We start from the raw sequence: 15,821 nt of genomic DNA, 5'->3' as shown, positions 1-15,821 counted from the left end.
GCACCGGCCCCCGTCGCGCGAGGCGTCTCAGCCCTTCACGCAGACGACCTGCTTCAGCTTCGCGACGACCTCCACCAGGTCCCGCTGCTGCTCCATGACCTGCTCGATCGGCTTGTAGGCGCCCGGGATCTCGTCCACGACACCCGAGTCCTTGCGGCACTCCACGCCCCGGGTCTGCTCCTCCAGGTCCCGGGTCGAGAAGCGGCGCTTGGCCGCGCTGCGGCTCATCCGCCGGCCCGCGCCGTGCGAGGCCGAGTGGAAGGAGGCCGCGTTGCCGAGCCCCTTCACGATGTACGAGCCCGTGCCCATCGAACCGGGGATGATGCCGAGGTCGCCGGAGCCCGCGCGGATCGCACCCTTCCGCGTGACCAGCAGGTCCATGCCCTCGTACCGCTCCTCCGCCACGTAGTTGTGGTGGCAGGAGATGACCGGATCGAAGGTCACCCTGGCCTTGCGGAACTCCTTGCGGAGGACCTCCTGGAACAGGGCCATCATGATCGCGCGGTTGTACTTGGCGTACTCCTGCGCCCAGAAGAGGTCGTTGCGGTAGGCCGCCATCTGCGGGGTCTGCGCGACGAAGACCGCCAGGTCACGGTCGACGATCCCCTGGTTGTGCGGCAGCTTCTGCGCCACGCCGATGTGGTGCTCGGCCAGCTCCTTGCCGATGTTCCGGGAGCCCGAGTGCAGCATCAGCCACACCGCGCCGTCCGTGTCGAGGCACACCTCCGCGAAGTGATTGCCCGAGCCCAGCGTCCCCATCTGCAGGGCCGCCCGCTCCCGGCGGAACTTGACCGCGTCCGCGACCCCGTCGAAGCGGGACCAGAAGTCCTCCCAGCCCGCGACCGGGAACTGGTACAGCCGCCTGGGGTCGACCTCCTCGCGGTGCATGCCCCGGCCCACCGGAATGGCGTGCTCGATCCGGGACCGCAGCCGCGAGAGGTCACCGGGCAGGTCGTTCGCGGTCAGCGAGGTCTTCACGGCCGACATGCCGCAGCCGATGTCGACCCCGACCGCCGCCGGACAGACCGCGTCCTGCATGGCGATCACCGAACCGACCGTCGCGCCCTTGCCGTAGTGGACGTCCGGCATGACGGCCAGACCGCGGACCCAGGGCAGGGTCGCCACGTTCTGCAGCTGCTGCATGGCACCGCCCTCGACCGTCGCGGGGTCGGCCCACATGCGGATGGGCACCTTGGCGCCCGGTACCTCGACGTACGACATACTTCCTCAATTCCCCCGAAAAACCTGATAACGCAAAAACCGGCGCCAAAGCCCGTACAAGTGACAGCGGACCGGCATCAACGGCTGCGTGTGCGATAGACATTGTGTCCACCAGCAGGGACCGAGCGGCAAACAGTTTTCGGGAAAGACTTCGGCGGAAGGGAGCCTGAGACCGTGCAGCGAAAGAGGTGCCTCCCCGGCCCGCCCGGCCGCGCCGGGAGCACCGCCCGCACCGCCGCCCTCCTCGCGCTCGGCCTCGGGATCGGCCTCACCGGCTGCTCCGCCGGCGCCACGGCCGAGGACGTCACCGTCGACGCCAAGGCCGGCCCGGCCGCCGCCGCCGCGCCCCCCGGCCGCTACCGCACGCTCTTCGAACCCTGCGGCTCCGTCCCGCAGACCACCCTCAAGGACCTCCTCCCGGGCGCCGCCACCCTGCCCGACCCCGAACGCGCCCAGGCGTACCGCGGCACCGCCGCCGTCACGTACGACACCGACCGGCGCGTCGGCTGCGCCTGGAAGGCCGAGACCCCCGACGCCTCGCACCGGCTCGTCCTCGACGTCGAGCGGGTGGTCTCCTACGACCCCGCCGTCAGCGACGACACCCGGGCCCAGGAGGTGCTCGTCCGCAAGCAGGCCGCCGCGGACATCCCGCTCCCGCCGACGGCCCCGCCGCCCACCACCCCGCCCACGAGCCCCGCGCCCCCCACCGCCCCCGGCGGCACCCCCGGCCCCGGCACTCCGGCGGTCACCCCCGTGGCCCACGCCTCCGGCCAAGCCCCCGCCACGGGCACGAGCGCCCCGGCCGGCTCCGGCGCCCCCACGGCGAGCCGGCCCGCCACGCCCACGGCGCCCCCCACCCCCACCGCGACCTCCACCGGCCTGGAGCCCCGCGTCCTCGAGGATCTCGGGGACGCCGCGTTCCTCGACGACGTGCTCCGCCCCGTCGGCGCCACCGCCCGTCAGCGGGTCGTGAGCGTGGTGTTCCGCACATCCAACGTCGTCGTCACCGTCACCTACCAGGAGCGGACCGCCCGTTCCGCCGAGGCCCCCGACAGCGCGGAACTGCAGGAAAAGGCCCGGAATCTGGCCCGGCTGCTCGCCGAACGCCTGGAGGAGTAGCCGTCCGCCTCCGCTCCGTGAGCGCACGCCGACCACGTAACGTGTGGCGACAGCCGGACCGGACCGTACGACAAGCGACTGAAGGAACCATGCAGCGATCAGCCCCGCGTCTCTCCCGCATCCTCGCCTGCGCAGCCGTCCCTGTGATGCTCGTCGCCACCGGCTGCTCCTCGGACTCCGGCGACGGCGCCGGAGCCGGCTCCCCCCAGGACAAGGCCTCGGCCTCCGCCTCCGCGTCGGCCACGCCCTCGCCGACCCCGACGGTCGAGCCGGCGAAGTTCGCCGAGCTGCCCCAGGCCTGCAAGGCGATCACGGAGAAGACCACGGCCTCGCTCGTCCCCAAGGCGAAGAACAAGAAGGGCACCGCGGCGGCCTCCACCGACCTCACCAGCCGGGGCGGCTGCGCCTGGAACGGCCTGGAGGACAAGGGCGTCAAGGGCTCGCAGTACCGCTGGCTGGACGTGTCCTTCTACCGGTACGACTCGGACCCGTCGCTCGGCAGCGGCCAGGAGCGCGCCCGGGAGAACCTCGCCAAGGAGCTCGCGAAGGTCCAGGCGACGCCGGGCGCGAAGAAGCTGCGGACGGCGGCGGCCGCGGGCATCGGTGACGAGGCCACCTCCGTGGCGTACCAGGTGCGCAAGACGGACGAGGACTTCGTGTACGCCTCGATCGTGGCGCGCACGGGCAATGTGCTGGTGCTGCTGTCGTACAACGGCGCCGGGTACGCCGGTGCGGCCACGCCCACCGAGAAGGTGATCATGGACGGTGCCGTGAAGGCGGCCAAGGAGGCCGTCACGGCGGTGGCCGCGGCCAACAAGTAGGCACGAACCCGCGCAGAGTGGCACAGGTGAACGGAGCCCGGCCCTCCCCCCGGAGGCCGGGCTCCGCCCGCATGTGCCAGTCTGTGCGCGCCGGATGTGGATCGACGGGAGGGGATCGCGGGTGGCCGCGATGCAGCTGACACGCACACACCGAATACTCATCGGCCTCGTGATCGGCGGAGCGGTGATCATCGCGGGAATCGGCTTCGCCGGTTCCTACGCCGCCGTGCGTGAGCTCGCGGTGCACAAGGGTTTCGGCGATTTCTCCTACTTCTTTCCCATCGGCATCGACGCGGGCATCTGTGTGCTGCTGGCCCTGGACCTGCTGCTGACGTGGCTCCGGATCCCGTTCCCGCTGCTGCGGCAGACGGCCTGGCTGCTGACGGCGGCGACCATCGCGTTCAACGGCGCGGCGGCCTGGCCGGATCCGCTCGGTGTCGGGATGCACGCGGTGATCCCGGTCCTCTTCGTGGTGGCCGTGGAGGCCGCCCGGCACGCGGTGGGGCGCATCGCCGACATCACCGCCGACAAGCACATGGAGGGCGTCCGGCTGACGCGCTGGCTGCTCTCCCCGGTGCCCACGTTCCGGCTGTGGCGGCGGATGAAGCTCTGGGAGCTGCGCTCGTACGAGCAGGTGATCAAGCTGGAGCAGGAGCGGATGATCTACCAGGCGCGGCTCCAGGCCCGGTACGGCCGCGGATGGCGGCGCAAGGCCCCCGTGGAGGCGCTGATGCCGCTGCGCCTGGCGCGGTACGGGGTGCCGCTGTCGGAGACGGCGGCGGCGGGTCTGGCGGCGGCCGGCGTGGAGCCGCAGCTGCTGCCCCCGGCCCCGCAGCAGCAGTTGCCGGCCGCGGTGGGCGCGGCTCCCGCTCCGGCGGCCACGGCGGCCGGGCCGTCCGGCGCGGCCGCGGCCGGGGCCGGGGCCGGTCAGCGCGGGGAGCGCCAGGAGCTGCCGCAGATGGCTCCGGTCAACCACGAGAGCCCCTGGTTCGACGCCCAGCAGATCTCGAAGGAGTCCTACGAGGGCACGTACAACCCGCAGATCGTGGAGGGCCTGGAGCCCATGCCGGTGCCCGTTCCGCAGGGACCGGAGGACCTTCCGCCGCCGGGGCCGGAGGAGTTCGTGCCGTATCCGGAGTACGTGGAGGAGCCGCAGGCGCCGGTGGACGAGTTCGAGGAGGTCGTCCACAAGGTGAGCTGGGGCTACGTGACCGAGCAGGACCGCTTCCCCGAGGAGGCGGAGCTGGCGCGGGCCGTGGCGCGCGAGTACGGCCTGGAGGAGTTCCCGGACGCGGAGCTGGGACGGCTGCGGGCCGCGATTCCCGGCGCCCGGGAGCGGGTGCGGCGGACGCGCGAAGAGGTCGACACGCCCTGACGGCGGGTGATCGGACAGACGGAAGGGCCGCCGCCCGGCAAATGGACGGCGGCCCTTCGGCGTACGGTCAGGAACCGAGCAGCTTGCGCACCCGGTCCGCGCCCACGGCGAGGAGCAGGGTGGGCAGGCGCGGCCCGGTCTCACGGCTCACCAGGAGCTTGTAGAGCAGGGCGAAGAAGGCGCGCTGGGCGACCTTCAGCTCCGGGGTGGGCTTGGCCTCGGGGGTGAGACCGGCCATGACCTTCGGGACGCCGTAGACGAGGGTGGTGAGCCCGTCCAGCGACCAGTGGGTGTCCAGGCCCTCCAGGAGCAGGCGCAGGGAGGTGCGGCCCTCCTCGTCCAGCGAGGCGAGCAGCTCGGTGTCGGGCTCCTCGCGGACGATGGTGCGCTGGTCGGCCGGGACCTGGGTGGTGATCCAGTTCTCGGCCCGGTCGAGCCGCGGACGGACCTCGTCCAGGCCGGTGACCGGGTTCTCCGGATCGAGGTCGGTCAGGATCCGCAGGGTCTGCTCGTCGTGGCCGGCGGTGATGTCGACGACCGAGGCGAGCGTGCGGTACGGGAGCGGGCGCGGGGTGCGGGGCAGCTCACCCGCGGCGGTGCGGGCGGCCCGCGCGTGCGCGGCGGCGTCGGCGGGGAGCACGGTGCCGTCCGCGACCTTGGCCTCCAGCTTGTCCCACTCGTCGTACAGACGCTGGATCTCCTGGTCGAAGGCGATCTTGAACGACTGGTTGGGCCTGCGGCGGGCGTAGAGCCAGCGCAGGAGCTGCGGCTCCATGATCTTCAGCGCGTCCGCCGCGGTCGGCACCCCGCCCTTCGAGGAGGACATCTTGGCCATGCCGCTGATGCCGACGAAGGCGTACATGGGGCCGATGGGCTGCACCCCGTCGAAGATGCGGACGATCTGGCCGCCGACCTGGAAGGAGGAGCCCGGCGAGGAGTGGTCGACACCGGAGGGCTCGAAGATCACGCCCTCGTAGGCCCAGCGCATGGGCCAGTCGACCTTCCACACCAGCTTGCCGCGGTTGAACTCGCTGAGCTTGACGGTCTCCGCGAAGCCGCACGCCGAGCAGGTGTAGCTCAGCTCGGTGGTGTCGTCGTCGTAGGAGGTGACGGTGGTGAAGTCCTTCTCGCACCGCCCGCAGTACGGCTTGTACGGGAAGTAGCCCGCGCCGCCGCCGGAACCGTCGTCCTCGCCCGCCGCGCCGGAGCCCTCGGCGGCCTCCAGCTCGGCCTCGTCGACCGGCTTCTGCGACTGCTTCTTGGGGGCCTTCTTGGTGCGGTACTGGTCGAGGATCGCGTCGATGTCGGCGCGGTGGCGCATGGCGTGCAGGATCTGCTCGCGGTAGACGCCGGAGGTGTACTGCTCCGTCTGGCTGATCGGCTCGTAGGGCACGCCCAGCTCGGCCAGCGCCTCGACCATGGCCGCCTTGAAGTGCTCGGCCCAGTTCGGGTGCGGCGAACCGGCCGGCGCCGGGACGGACGTCAGCGGCTTGCCGATGTGCTCGGCCCAGCTCTCGTCGATGCCCTCGACGCCGTTGGGCACCTTGCGGTAGCGGTCGTAGTCGTCCCAGGAGATGAGGTGCCTGACCTCGTGTCCCCGGCGGCGGATCTCGTCGGCGACCAGGTGCGGGGTCATGACCTCGCGCAGGTTGCCCAGGTGGATGGGGCCGGACGGGGAGAGGCCGGAGGCGACGACGACCGGTTTGCCAGGCGCACGTCGCTCCGACTCGGTGATGACCTCGTCCGCGAAACGGGAGACCCAGTCGGTCTCGGTGCTGCTCTGAGCCACGGTCGGTACGTCCTTCTTTCTGGTTTTCCCTCAAAGCCTTACGTCGGCCATTCTCCCAGACGGAGCGAACCGCTCGGAGGTTGTCCACAGGTCGCGGACCGTCCACAGGCCAGGGGCCGGGGGAGAAAACACGTTGCCCGCCCATGGGACACTTGACAAGCGAAATCGCCCACCCCGACACGACAACAGGAACGGAAGCTCATGGCCTCGGTCCCTTCCCTCGCTTCGACCGTGCAGCAGCGCCTCGCGGAAGGCCTCTCGGCAGCCCTGCCGGAGGCCGGGTCCGCCGACCCGCTGCTGCGACGAAGCGACCGGGCCGATTTCCAGGCCAACGGCATCCTGGCGCTGGCCAAGCAGCTGAAGGGCAACCCGCGGGAGCTCGCGGCGAAGGTCGTCGAGGCCATCCCGGCCAACGACGTCCTCGGCGAGATCGAGGTCTCCGGCCCCGGCTTCCTGAACATCACCGTCACCGACGCGGCCATCGTGCGGACGCTCGCGGCCCGCGCGGCCGACGACCGGCTCGGCGTGCCGTTCAACGAGTCGGCCGGCACGACGGTCATCGACTACGCCCAGCCGAACGTGGCCAAGGAGATGCACGTCGGCCACCTGCGGTCGGCCGTGATCGGCGCGGCCATGGTGGAGATCCTGGAGTTCACCGGCGAGAAGGTGGTCCGGCGCCACCACATCGGCGACTGGGGCACCCAGTTCGGCATGCTCATCCAGTACCTGGAGGAGCACCCGCACGAGCTGGACCACAAGGACGCCGAGGTCACCGGCGAGGAGGCGATGTCCAACCTGGACCGCCTCTACAAGGCGGCCCGCCGGCTGTTCGACGCCGACGAGGAGTTCAAGACCCGCGCCCGGCGCCGGGTGGTCGACCTCCAGGCCGGCGATCCGGGGACCCTCGCCACCTGGCAGCGGTTCGTCGACGAGTCGAAGATCTACTTCTTCTCCGTCTTCGAGAAGCTCGACATGGACATCCGGGACGAGGACATCGTCGGCGAGTCGGGCTACAACGACATGCTGAACGAGACCTGCCAGCTCCTGGAGGAGTCGGGCGTCGCGGTCCGCTCCGAGGGCGCGCTGTGCGTCTTCTTCGACGACGTCAAGGGCCCGGACGGCAACCCGACCCCGCTGATCGTCCAGAAGTCGGACGGCGGCTTCGGATACGCGGCGACCGACCTGTCCGCGATCCGGGACCGGGTGCAGAACCTCAAGGCGTCCACCCTGCTGTACGTGGTGGACGCCCGGCAGGCGCTGCACTTCCGGATGGTCTTCGAGACCGCCCGCCGGGCCGGCTGGCTGAACGAGGACGTGAAGGCGGTCCAGCTGGCCTTCGGCACGGTCCTCGGCAAGGACGGCAAGCCGTTCAAGACCCGTGAGGGCGAGACGGTCCGGCTGGTGGACCTGCTGGACGAGGCGATCGACCGTGCCTCGGCCGTGGTCCGCGAGAAGGCCCAGGACCTCACCGAGGACGAGATCGCCGAGCGCGGCGCCCAGGTGGGCATCGGCGCGGTGAAGTACGCGGACCTGTCGACCTCGGCGGCCCGCGACTACAAGTTCGACCTGGACCAGATGGTCTCGCTGAACGGCGACACCTCGGTGTACCTGCAGTACGCGTACGCCCGGATCCAGTCGATCCTCCGCAAGGCCGGGGACGCGAAGCCGGCCGCGCACCCGGAGCTGGCGCTCGCGCCCTCGGAGCGCGCGCTCGGCCTGCACCTGGACGCCTTCGGCGAGCTGGTGGCCGAGACCGCCGCCGAGTACGCGCCGCACAAGCTGGCGGCGTACCTCTACCAGCTGGCGTCGCTGTACACGACGTTCTACTCGGAGTGCCCGGTCCTGAAGGCGGACACGGCGGAGCAGGTGGAGAACCGTCTGTTCCTGTGCGAGCTGACCGCCCGGACGCTCCACCGGGGCATGGCGCTCCTGGGCATCCGCACCCCCGAGCGCCTCTGACGCCCACCCGCTCGACACGGGACAGGAAGGCCCCGGTGCGGACCGCGTGATCCGTACCGGGGCCTTCCGGCGTCCCGCCGCACCCCCGGACCACGCGGGAGGGGCCGTACGACGGCGTGTCCGGCCCCTGCGGGGATCAGCGGGGAATCGGGTGCGAGGTCCGTCCGGAGACCTCGTCGATCTCCGTGTGCGCCTTCTGCAGCAGCTGGGAGGCGAGGTCCATGAGGGCCCGCGCCCCGGCGATCTCCTCCCCCACGCGCAACTGCTCGGGGTCGGAGGGGTGTCGGTTCGCCGTTCCGTGGGCACGGAACTCCGTGCCGTCGGTGAGCCGCACCATGGCCGCCGCCCGCGTCCGGTCGCCCTCCTCCTTGAACTCCATCTCCACATGCCATCCCACGAGGGTGTGCATCATGAGGACCACCTCCGGCGAGGTACCTGTCGGCGCTCGTACTTCTCCAGGGTGCGCCGCCCCGCCGTTCCTTACCAATCGGTGCGTTCCTGAGGGAAAAGTCGGTACTTGTGGGGCAAGACGCCCCCGACGATGATCGAAACGAGCCGCGAGGGCGGCTCCTCCCCCTCACCCTCGTCACTGGAGTCATGTCCCATGCCTGAGAACACCCCGGCTGCCCGCGTCTCCGTCCTCGGCCTCGGCCTGATGGGGAGCGCCCTGGCCTCGGCCTTCCTGAAGGCCGGCCACGAGGTCACCGTGTGGAACCGGTCCGCCTCCAAGACCGGTCCGCTCGTCGCCCAGGGCGCCAAGCCCGCCGGCACGGCCACGGAGGCCGTCGAGGCCAGCCCGCTGGTCATCCTCTGCCTGCTGACCAACGACAACGTCGGCGAGCTGCTCGCCACGCTCCCCGAGTCCCTGGCGGGCCGCACCGTCGTCAACCTCACCAACGGCACCCCGGCGCAGGCCCGCGCGCTCTCCGAGCAGGTCACGGAGCGCGGTGCCCGCTACGTGGACGGCGGCATCATGGCCGTCCCGCAGATGATCGCCGGCCCCCACGCGTACGTCTTCTACAGCGGTGACGAGGAGGCGTACAAGGAGCACGAGGCGACCCTGGCCGCCCTCGGCGGCACCCGCTGGACCGGCACGGACCCGGGCTTCGCCGCCCTGCACGACCTCGGTCTGCTGACCGGCATGTACGGCATGATCATCGGCGTGGTCCAGGCACTCGCCCTGGTCCGCACGGAGAACATCCGCGCCGAGGAGTTCAGCGGCCCGCTGGTCGAGTGGATCCAGGCCATGCTGGGGATCGTCCCCGGCATCGCCCAGGCGATCGACTCCGGTGAGCACCTCACCGACGTGTCGAGCCTGGCGGTCAACCAGTCGGCGTTCCCGAACTTCCTGGAGACCTTCGCCGCCCAGGGCGTCAGCTCCGAGCTGTTCGAGCCCTTCCAGGCCCTGCTGGACCGCTCGATCGCCGAGGGCCACGCGGCGGACGGCCTCTCCCGCCTGGCGGAGATGCTCAAGGCCGAGAAGTAACCCCCGGCCCGCCCCCGGGTGGTGTCCCGCACGCGGTCGCGCCGGGCTGTGCGGAGCCCGGCACGACCTTCGGGGCGCGGTCAGCGTCCGATCATGCGGGCGGCCTCGGTCGCCCAGTAGGTGAGGATCATCCCCGCCCCGGCCCGCCGGATGCCGGTGAGGGTCTCCAGGATCGCCCGGTCCCGGTCGATCCAGCCCTTCTCGGCCGCCGCCTCGACCATCGCGTACTCCCCGCTGATCTGGTACGCGGCGACCGGCACGTCCACGGCCTCGGCGACCCTCGCCAGCACGTCGAGGTACGGGCCGGCGGGCTTCACCATCACCATGTCCGCGCCCTCCTCCAGGTCCAGGGCCAGCTCGCGCAGCGACTCGCGCAGGTTGGCGGGGTCCTGCTGGTAGGTCTTGCGGTCACCGGTGAGGGAGGAACCGACGGCCTCCCGGAAGGGACCGTAGAAGGCCGAGGAGTACTTGGCCGTGTAGGCGAGGATCGAGACGTCCTCCTTGCCGATGGTGTCCAGGGCGTCGCGGACGACGCCGACCTGGCCGTCCATCATCCCGGACGGGCCGACGACGTGGACGCCGGCGTCGGCCTGGACCTGCGCCATCTCGGCGTAACGTTCCAGCGTGGCGTCGTTGTCGACCCGGCCCTCGGCGTCCAGGACCCCGCAGTGGCCGTGGTCGGTGAACTCGTCGAGACACAGGTCCGACATGATCACCAGCTCGTCGCCGACCTCGGCGCGCACGTCCCTGATCGCCACCTGCAGGATGCCGTCCGGGTCGGTGCCGGCCGTCCCCGCGGCGTCCTTCTTCGCCTCCTCGGGCACCCCGAACAGCATGATCCCGGAAACCCCCGCCTCCACGGCCTCCACGGCCGCCTTCCGCAGGGTGTCCCGCGTGTGCTGGACGACACCGGGCATGGCCGCGATCGGAACGGGCTCGGTGATCCCCTCGCGTACGAACGCGGGAAGGATCAGGTCGGCGGGATGCAGCCGGGTCTCGGCCACCATCCGCCGCATGGCAGGCGTCGTCCGCAGCCGCCGCGGCCGCGCCCCGGGAAAGGATCCGTACGAGTTCATGCCCCGAGGCTACGCCCGCGGCCCCCGTGCGTTTACCGACACGGTGTTGAGCCGGACTCCTGCGGGCAGGAGGACGGAAAAGCGGCGGGGTGCGGGCCCTCCCCGAGGACCCGCACCCCGCCGAAACCGCTGCCGCGCCCAGGTGGGGCGCCGCTGCCGCGCCTAGGTGGTACGCCGCCGGCGCGCACCCGGACGGCGCTCGCTCGGACGCGTCACCGGGTCGCCCGCCTCCAGCGCTGCGGCCCGCCGCCGCAGCCCGAACTCGGCCAGCGCCTCGGCCAGCTTGTGCACGGACGGCTCCGGCGACAGCACGTCGACCCGCAGGCCGTGCTCCTCCGCCGTCTTGGCGGTCGCCGGGCCGATACAGGCGATCACGGTCACGTTGTGCGGCTTGCCGGCGATGCCGACCAGGTTCCGCACCGTGGACGACGAGGTGAACAGCACCGCGTCGAACCCACCGCCCTTGATCGCCTCACGGGTGTCCGCCGGCGGCGGCGAGGCCCGCACGGTCCGGTAGGCGGTGACGTCGTCGACCTCCCAGCCCAGCTCGATGAGCCCGGCCACCAGCGTCTCCGTCGCGATGTCGGCACGCGGCAGGAAGACGCGGTCGATCGGGTCGAAGACCGGGTCGTACGGCGGCCAGTCCTCCAGGAGACCCGCGGCGCTCTGCTCCCCGCTCGGCACCAGGTCCGGCTTCACACCGAAGTCCACCAGCGCCGCGGCGGTCTGCTCGCCGACCGCCGCCACCTTGATCCCGGCGAAGGCGCGGGCGTCGAGCCCGTACTCCTCGAACTTCTCCCGCACCGCCTTCACGGCGTTCACCGAGGTGAAGGCGATCCACTCGTAGCGCCCGGTGACCAGGCCCTTGACCGCGCGCTCCATCTGCTGCGGGGTGCGCGGCGGCTCCACGGCGATCGTGGGCACCTCGTGGGGCACGGCCCCGTACGAACGCAGCTGGTCGGAGAGCGAAGCCGCCTGCTCCTTGGTACGCGGCACGAGCACCCGCCACCCGAAGAGGGGCTTCGACTCGAACCAGGACAGCTGGTCCCGCTGCGCCGCGGCGCTGCGCTCGCCGACCACGGCTATCACCGGCCGGTGGCCCTCGGGCGAGGGAAGGACCTTGCCCTGCTTGAAGACCTGGGCGATGGTCCCGAGCGTCGCGTTCCAGGTGCGCTGCCGGGTCGTCGTACCGGCGATGGTGACGGTGAGCGGGGTGTCCGGCTTACGGCCCGCCGCCACCAGCTCGCCGGCCGCCGCCGCCACCGAGTCCAGGGACGTGGAGACGACCACGGTCCCGTCGGAGGCGCCGACCTCGGCCCAGCACCGGTCGTCGGCGGTGCGGGCGTCGACGAAGCGCACGTCGGTGCCCTGCGCGTCCCGCAGCGGCACACCGGCGTACGCCGGCACGCCGACGGCGGTGGCCACACCGGGGACGACCTCGAAGGGAATGCCCGCTGCGGCGCAGGCGAGCATCTCGGCGCCCGCGTTCCCGTCCAGGCCCGGGTCGCCGGTCACCGCACGGACGACCCGCCTGCCGCCCCGCGCGGCCTCCATGACAAGATTGGCCGCATCCCTCAACACGGGGACACCGGCGGCTGTTGACGACTCGTCAACGACCGTCAGCTCCGGCGTGCTCACGCCCGCGCGCGCATGGCAGCGGACGACGTCGAGGACGTCCGGCTCGGCGATCAGGACGTCCGCCCCGGCGAGGGCCTCCACGGCCCTCAGGGTCAGAAGCCCGGGATCGCCCGGGCCTGCGCCGAGGAACGTGACGTGTCCGGGGCCCGCGAGGGCCGGGGAGACGGGGCTGGTGGTCGGGCTGGTGGGGTTCAAAGTGCTCGCTCCCCCATAAGACCGGCCGCGCCCTTGGCGAGCATCTCGTCCGCGAGTTCGCGTCCGAGAGCCACCGCCTCGTCGTGCGAGGTGGGTACGGAACCGGTGGTGGACAGCTGCACCAGCGTCGAGCCGTCGGTGGTGCCGACGACGCCGCGCAGGCGCATTTCGGTGACAACCTGCCCGTGACCGGGGTCGTCGGTCAGCAGGTCGGCCAGCGCACCCACGGGTGCGGAGCAGCCGGCCTCCAGAGCGGCGAGCAGGGATCGCTCGGCCGTCACGGCGGCCCGCGTGCGCGGGTCGTCGAGAGGCGCGAGCGCGGCGACGAGTGCGGCGTTCGACGCCAGGCACTCGACCGCCAGGGCCCCCTGACCGGGGGCGGGCAGGACCGCGTCGACCGACAGGGCGTCGTGCGACAGGGAGCCGAGGAGCTCGGCGGTCCCTCCGATGCGGTTGAGACCGGCCGCGGCGAGAACCACCGCGTCCAGCTCGCCGCTGTGGACGTAGCCGACCCGGGTGTCGACGTTGCCCCGGATCGGGACACAGCTGACCTCCAGGCCGTGGCTGCGCGCGTAGGCGTGCAGCTGGGCCATGCGCCGGGGCGAACCGGTGCCGATCCGGGCGCCCTGCGGCAGCCGGTCGAGCGTGACGCCCTCGCGGGCGATCAGCACGTCGCGCGGGTCCTCGCGGCGCGGGATCGCGGCCAGCACCAGGTCGGGGTGCTGGGCGGTCGGCAGGTCCTTCAGGGAGTGGACGGCGAAGTCCACCTCACCGGCCAGCAGCGCGTCGCGCAGGGCGGCGACGAAGACGCCGGTGCCGCCGATCTGCGCGAGGTGCTCCCGGGAGGTGTCCCCGTACGTGGTGATCTCCACGAGCTCGACGGGCCGGCCGGTCAGCTGCCGGACCGCGTCGGCCACGTGCCCGGACTGGGCCATGGCGAGCTTGCTGCGCCTGGTCCCGAGCCTCAGTGCCCTCTCGGTCATACTCGCCCTCGGTTCTTGACGTCGGCGTCATTCAGGTCGGCCCGGCTGACGGAGGCCACCGTCTGCGGGTCGAGGTCGAAGAGTGTCCGCAGCGCGTCGGCGTACCCGGCGCCGCCGGGCTCACTGGCCAGCTGCTTGACCCGCACGGTCGGCGCGTGCAGGAGCTTGTCGACCACGCGTCGCACGGTCTGGGTGATCTCGGCGCGCTGCTTCTCGTCGAGACCGGGGAGCCGCCCTTCCAGGCGGGCCATCTCACCGGCGACCACATCGGCGGCCATGGTGCGCAGGGCGACCACGGTCGGCGTGATGTGGGCGGCGCGCTGGGCGGCGCCGAAGGCGGCGACCTCGTCGGAGACGATGCCCCGGACCTGGTCGACGTCGGCGGCCATGGGCGCGTCGGCGGAGGCCTCGGCGAGCGACTCGATGTCGACGAGCCGGACACCGGCGACGCGGTGGGCGGCGGCGTCGATGTCGCGGGGCATGGCCAGGTCGAGCAGGGCGAGCGGGGTCCGGCGGGCCACCACGGCGGCCTCGACGGCCTCGCCGGTCAGGACGAGTCCGGTGGCGCCGGTGCAGGAGACGACGACGTCGGCACGGGTCAGTTCGTCGCCGACGGCAACCATCGGGACCGCGCGCGCGGCCACTCCCGTGCCGCCGGGCTCGGTGAGGATCTGTACGAGCCGCTCGGCGCGGGCCGTGGTGCGGTTGGCGACGACGATCTCGGAGACCCCGTTGCGCGCCAGGGTGGCGGCGGCGAGCGAGGACATCGAGCCGGCGCCGATGACCAGGGCCTTCTTGCCCTTGGCCCAGGTCTCGACGTCGGGGCCTTCGGCGAGCTGCTCCAGGCCGAAGGTGACGAGCGACTGCCCGGCCCGGTCGATCCCGGTCTCGCTGTGGGCCCGCTTGCCGACCCGCAGCGCCTGCTGGAACAGGTCGTTCAGGAGGCGGCCCGCGGTGTGCAGCTCCTGCCCGAGGGCGAGGGCGTCCTTGATCTGGCCGAGGATCTGGCCCTCGCCGACGACCATGGAGTCCAGGCCGCAGGCCACCGAGAAGAGGTGGTGGACGGCTCGGTCCTCGTAGTGCACATAGAGATACGGAGTGAGCTCCTCCAGCCCGACGCCGCTGTGCTGGGCCAGCAGTGTGGACAGCTCGGCGACACCGGCGTGGAACTTGTCCACGTCGGCGTAGAGCTCGATGCGGTTGCAGGTGGCGAGGACGGCGCCCTCGGCGGCCGGTTCGGCGGCGAGGGTGTCCTGGAGCAGCTTGATCTGGGCGTCCGCCGACAGCGCGGCCCGCTCCAGGATGGAGACCGGGGCGCTGCGGTGGCTGAGGCCGACGACGAGGAGGCTCATGCCGGCATCACGGCGGGGACGTCCCCGTCGGGTCCCTTACGGCCGCCGCCGCCCGTGGTGCCACGGGGGGCCGGCGGCACGACGGCCGCGGCGGGGGCGCCGGCGGGCGTCGCCGCGGTGTCGGCGCCCGGCTCCTCGCCGGCCTTGCGCTGCTCGTGGAAGGCGAGGATCTGGAGCTCGATCGACAGGTCGACCTTCCGGACGTCCACGCCGTCGGGCACCGAGAGCACGGTGGGGGCGAAGTTCAGGATGGAGGTGACACCGGCGGCCACGAGCCGGTCGCAGACCTGCTGGGCGGCGCCGGCCGGGGTGGCGATGACGCCGATGGAGACCCGGTCCTCCTCGATGATCTTCTCGAGGTCGTCGGTGTGCTGGACGGGCATGCCGGCGACCGGCTTGCCCGCCATCGCCGGGTCGGCGTCGATCAGCGCGGCGACGCGGAAGCCACGGGAGGCGAACCCGCCGTAGTTGGCGAGGGCCGCGCCGAGGTTTCCGATGCCGACGATGACCACGGGCCAGTCCTGGGTCAGGCCCAGTTCCCGGGAGATCTGGTAGACGAGGTACTCGACGTCGTAACCGACACCACGGGTGCCGTACGAGCCGAGGTAGCTGAAGTCCTTGCGCAGCTTCGCGGAGTTGACGCCGGCCGCGGCCGCGAGCTCCTCGGAGGAGACCGTGGGTACGGAGCGTTCCGACAGCGCGGTGAGTGCGCGCAGGTACAGCGGAAGCCGGGCGACGGTGGCCTCGGGAATTCCTCGGCTACGGGTCGCCGGTCGGTGAGTTCGGCCAGTTGCCACGGTGCTCCTG

The 15,821-nt window shown here is 72.0% G+C and carries 13 protein-coding genes; 5 read left to right on the top strand and 8 right to left on the bottom strand.

The genetic code is table 11. The features are described 5' to 3' along the window. Positions 1-27 precede the first annotated feature (27 nt). Positions 28-1,221, bottom strand: a complete 1,194-nt coding sequence (locus ACFY60_RS24870; RefSeq protein ID WP_388616764.1) for an RtcB family protein — start codon at positions 1,219-1,221, stop codon at positions 28-30. 174 nt (positions 1,222-1,395) lie between these two features. Here ACFY60_RS24870 and ACFY60_RS24865 point away from each other — a divergent pair, with 174 nt between their 5' ends. From ACFY60_RS24865 to ACFY60_RS24855, 3 genes are all read left to right on the top strand, one after another. Next, positions 1,396-2,340: a DUF3558 domain-containing protein gene (locus ACFY60_RS24865; protein WP_388616766.1), complete on the top strand. Its 945-nt coding sequence runs from the start codon at positions 1,396-1,398 to the stop codon at positions 2,338-2,340. A gap of 89 nt (positions 2,341-2,429) precedes the next feature. Continuing rightward, the gene (locus ACFY60_RS24860) at positions 2,430-3,161 is read left to right on the top strand and encodes a DUF3558 domain-containing protein (RefSeq protein ID WP_388616768.1); all 732 of its coding nucleotides are present in this window, start codon (positions 2,430-2,432) and stop codon (positions 3,159-3,161) included. 121 nt (positions 3,162-3,282) lie between these two features. Further along, positions 3,283-4,536, top strand: coding sequence for a DUF2637 domain-containing protein (locus ACFY60_RS24855; RefSeq protein ID WP_388616770.1), 1,254 nt, complete (start codon positions 3,283-3,285; stop codon positions 4,534-4,536). Positions 4,537-4,603: 67 nt separating this feature from the next. Here the strand turns inward: ACFY60_RS24855 and lysS are convergent, their stop codons facing one another. Then, complete coding sequence (lysS, locus tag ACFY60_RS24850; protein WP_388616773.1) at positions 4,604-6,325, bottom strand: lysine--tRNA ligase; 1,722 nt, start codon at positions 6,323-6,325, stop codon at positions 4,604-4,606. A gap of 201 nt (positions 6,326-6,526) precedes the next feature. Here lysS and argS point away from each other — a divergent pair, with 201 nt between their 5' ends. Then, complete coding sequence (gene argS / locus ACFY60_RS24845; protein ID WP_388616776.1) at positions 6,527-8,284, top strand: arginine--tRNA ligase; 1,758 nt, start codon at positions 6,527-6,529, stop codon at positions 8,282-8,284. A gap of 136 nt (positions 8,285-8,420) precedes the next feature. Here argS and ACFY60_RS24840 read toward each other — a convergent pair whose 3' ends face one another. After that, entirely contained in the window at positions 8,421-8,693 is a 273-nt protein-coding gene (locus tag ACFY60_RS24840; RefSeq protein ID WP_309054139.1) for a DUF1876 domain-containing protein, read from the bottom strand. A gap of 195 nt (positions 8,694-8,888) precedes the next feature. Between ACFY60_RS24840 and ACFY60_RS24835 the strand changes: the two genes are divergently transcribed. Next, positions 8,889-9,770, top strand: a complete 882-nt coding sequence (locus ACFY60_RS24835; protein ID WP_345287284.1) for an NAD(P)-binding domain-containing protein — start codon at positions 8,889-8,891, stop codon at positions 9,768-9,770. A gap of 80 nt (positions 9,771-9,850) precedes the next feature. Here ACFY60_RS24835 and hemB read toward each other — a convergent pair whose 3' ends face one another. The 5 genes from hemB to ACFY60_RS24810 form a co-directional block, all read right to left on the bottom strand. Then, positions 9,851-10,846 (bottom strand): porphobilinogen synthase, encoded by a 996-nt coding sequence (gene hemB / locus ACFY60_RS24830; protein WP_386338025.1) that lies wholly within the window; start codon positions 10,844-10,846, stop codon positions 9,851-9,853. A gap of 162 nt (positions 10,847-11,008) precedes the next feature. Then, entirely contained in the window at positions 11,009-12,679 is a 1,671-nt protein-coding gene (locus tag ACFY60_RS24825) for a uroporphyrinogen-III synthase (RefSeq protein WP_309056743.1), read from the bottom strand. Continuing rightward, on the bottom strand, positions 12,676-13,662 hold the full coding sequence (gene hemC, locus ACFY60_RS24820; protein WP_388616781.1) for a hydroxymethylbilane synthase: 987 nt from the start codon (positions 13,660-13,662) through the stop codon (positions 12,676-12,678). The genes ACFY60_RS24825 and hemC overlap by 4 nt, the downstream gene beginning before the upstream one ends. Beyond that, positions 13,659-15,014, bottom strand: coding sequence for a glutamyl-tRNA reductase (locus ACFY60_RS24815; protein WP_388616784.1), 1,356 nt, complete (start codon positions 15,012-15,014; stop codon positions 13,659-13,661). The genes hemC and ACFY60_RS24815 overlap by 4 nt, the downstream gene beginning before the upstream one ends. Then, positions 15,011-15,811 carry a redox-sensing transcriptional repressor Rex gene (locus ACFY60_RS24810; RefSeq protein ID WP_388616786.1) on the bottom strand — a complete coding sequence of 267 codons (801 nt, stop codon included), beginning with the start codon at positions 15,809-15,811 and terminating at the stop codon, positions 15,011-15,013. Before ACFY60_RS24810 ends, ACFY60_RS24815 begins: the two co-directional genes overlap by 4 nt. Positions 15,812-15,821 lie beyond the last annotated feature (10 nt).

Source organism: Streptomyces sp. NPDC012827, from assembly GCF_042900905.1.
In the GTDB taxonomy this organism is placed as follows: Bacteria; Actinomycetota; Actinomycetes; order Streptomycetales; family Streptomycetaceae; genus Streptomyces; species Streptomyces gulbargensis.
The sequence above is the reverse complement of the archived record's forward strand: the minus strand, read 5'-3'. Positions and strand labels throughout refer to the sequence as shown.

Bases quoted from the DNA above. Each gene is read 5' to 3' on its own strand.
- ACFY60_RS24870 (WP_388616764.1), bottom strand. From the start codon at position 1,221: ATGTCGTACGTCGAGGTACCGGGCGCCAAGGTGCCCATCCGCATGTGG.
- ACFY60_RS24860 (WP_388616768.1), top strand. From the start codon at position 2,430: ATGCAGCGATCAGCCCCGCGTCTCTCCCGCATCCTCGCCTGCGCAGCC.
- argS (WP_388616776.1), top strand. From the start codon at position 6,527: ATGGCCTCGGTCCCTTCCCTCGCTTCGACCGTGCAGCAGCGCCTCGCG.
- ACFY60_RS24840 (WP_309054139.1), bottom strand. From the start codon at position 8,693: ATGCACACCCTCGTGGGATGGCATGTGGAGATGGAGTTCAAGGAGGAG.
- ACFY60_RS24835 (WP_345287284.1), top strand. From the start codon at position 8,889: ATGCCTGAGAACACCCCGGCTGCCCGCGTCTCCGTCCTCGGCCTCGGC.
- hemB (WP_386338025.1), bottom strand. From the start codon at position 10,846: ATGAACTCGTACGGATCCTTTCCCGGGGCGCGGCCGCGGCGGCTGCGG.
- hemC (WP_388616781.1), bottom strand. From the start codon at position 13,662: ATGACCGAGAGGGCACTGAGGCTCGGGACCAGGCGCAGCAAGCTCGCC.
- ACFY60_RS24815 (WP_388616784.1), bottom strand. From the start codon at position 15,014: ATGAGCCTCCTCGTCGTCGGCCTCAGCCACCGCAGCGCCCCGGTCTCC.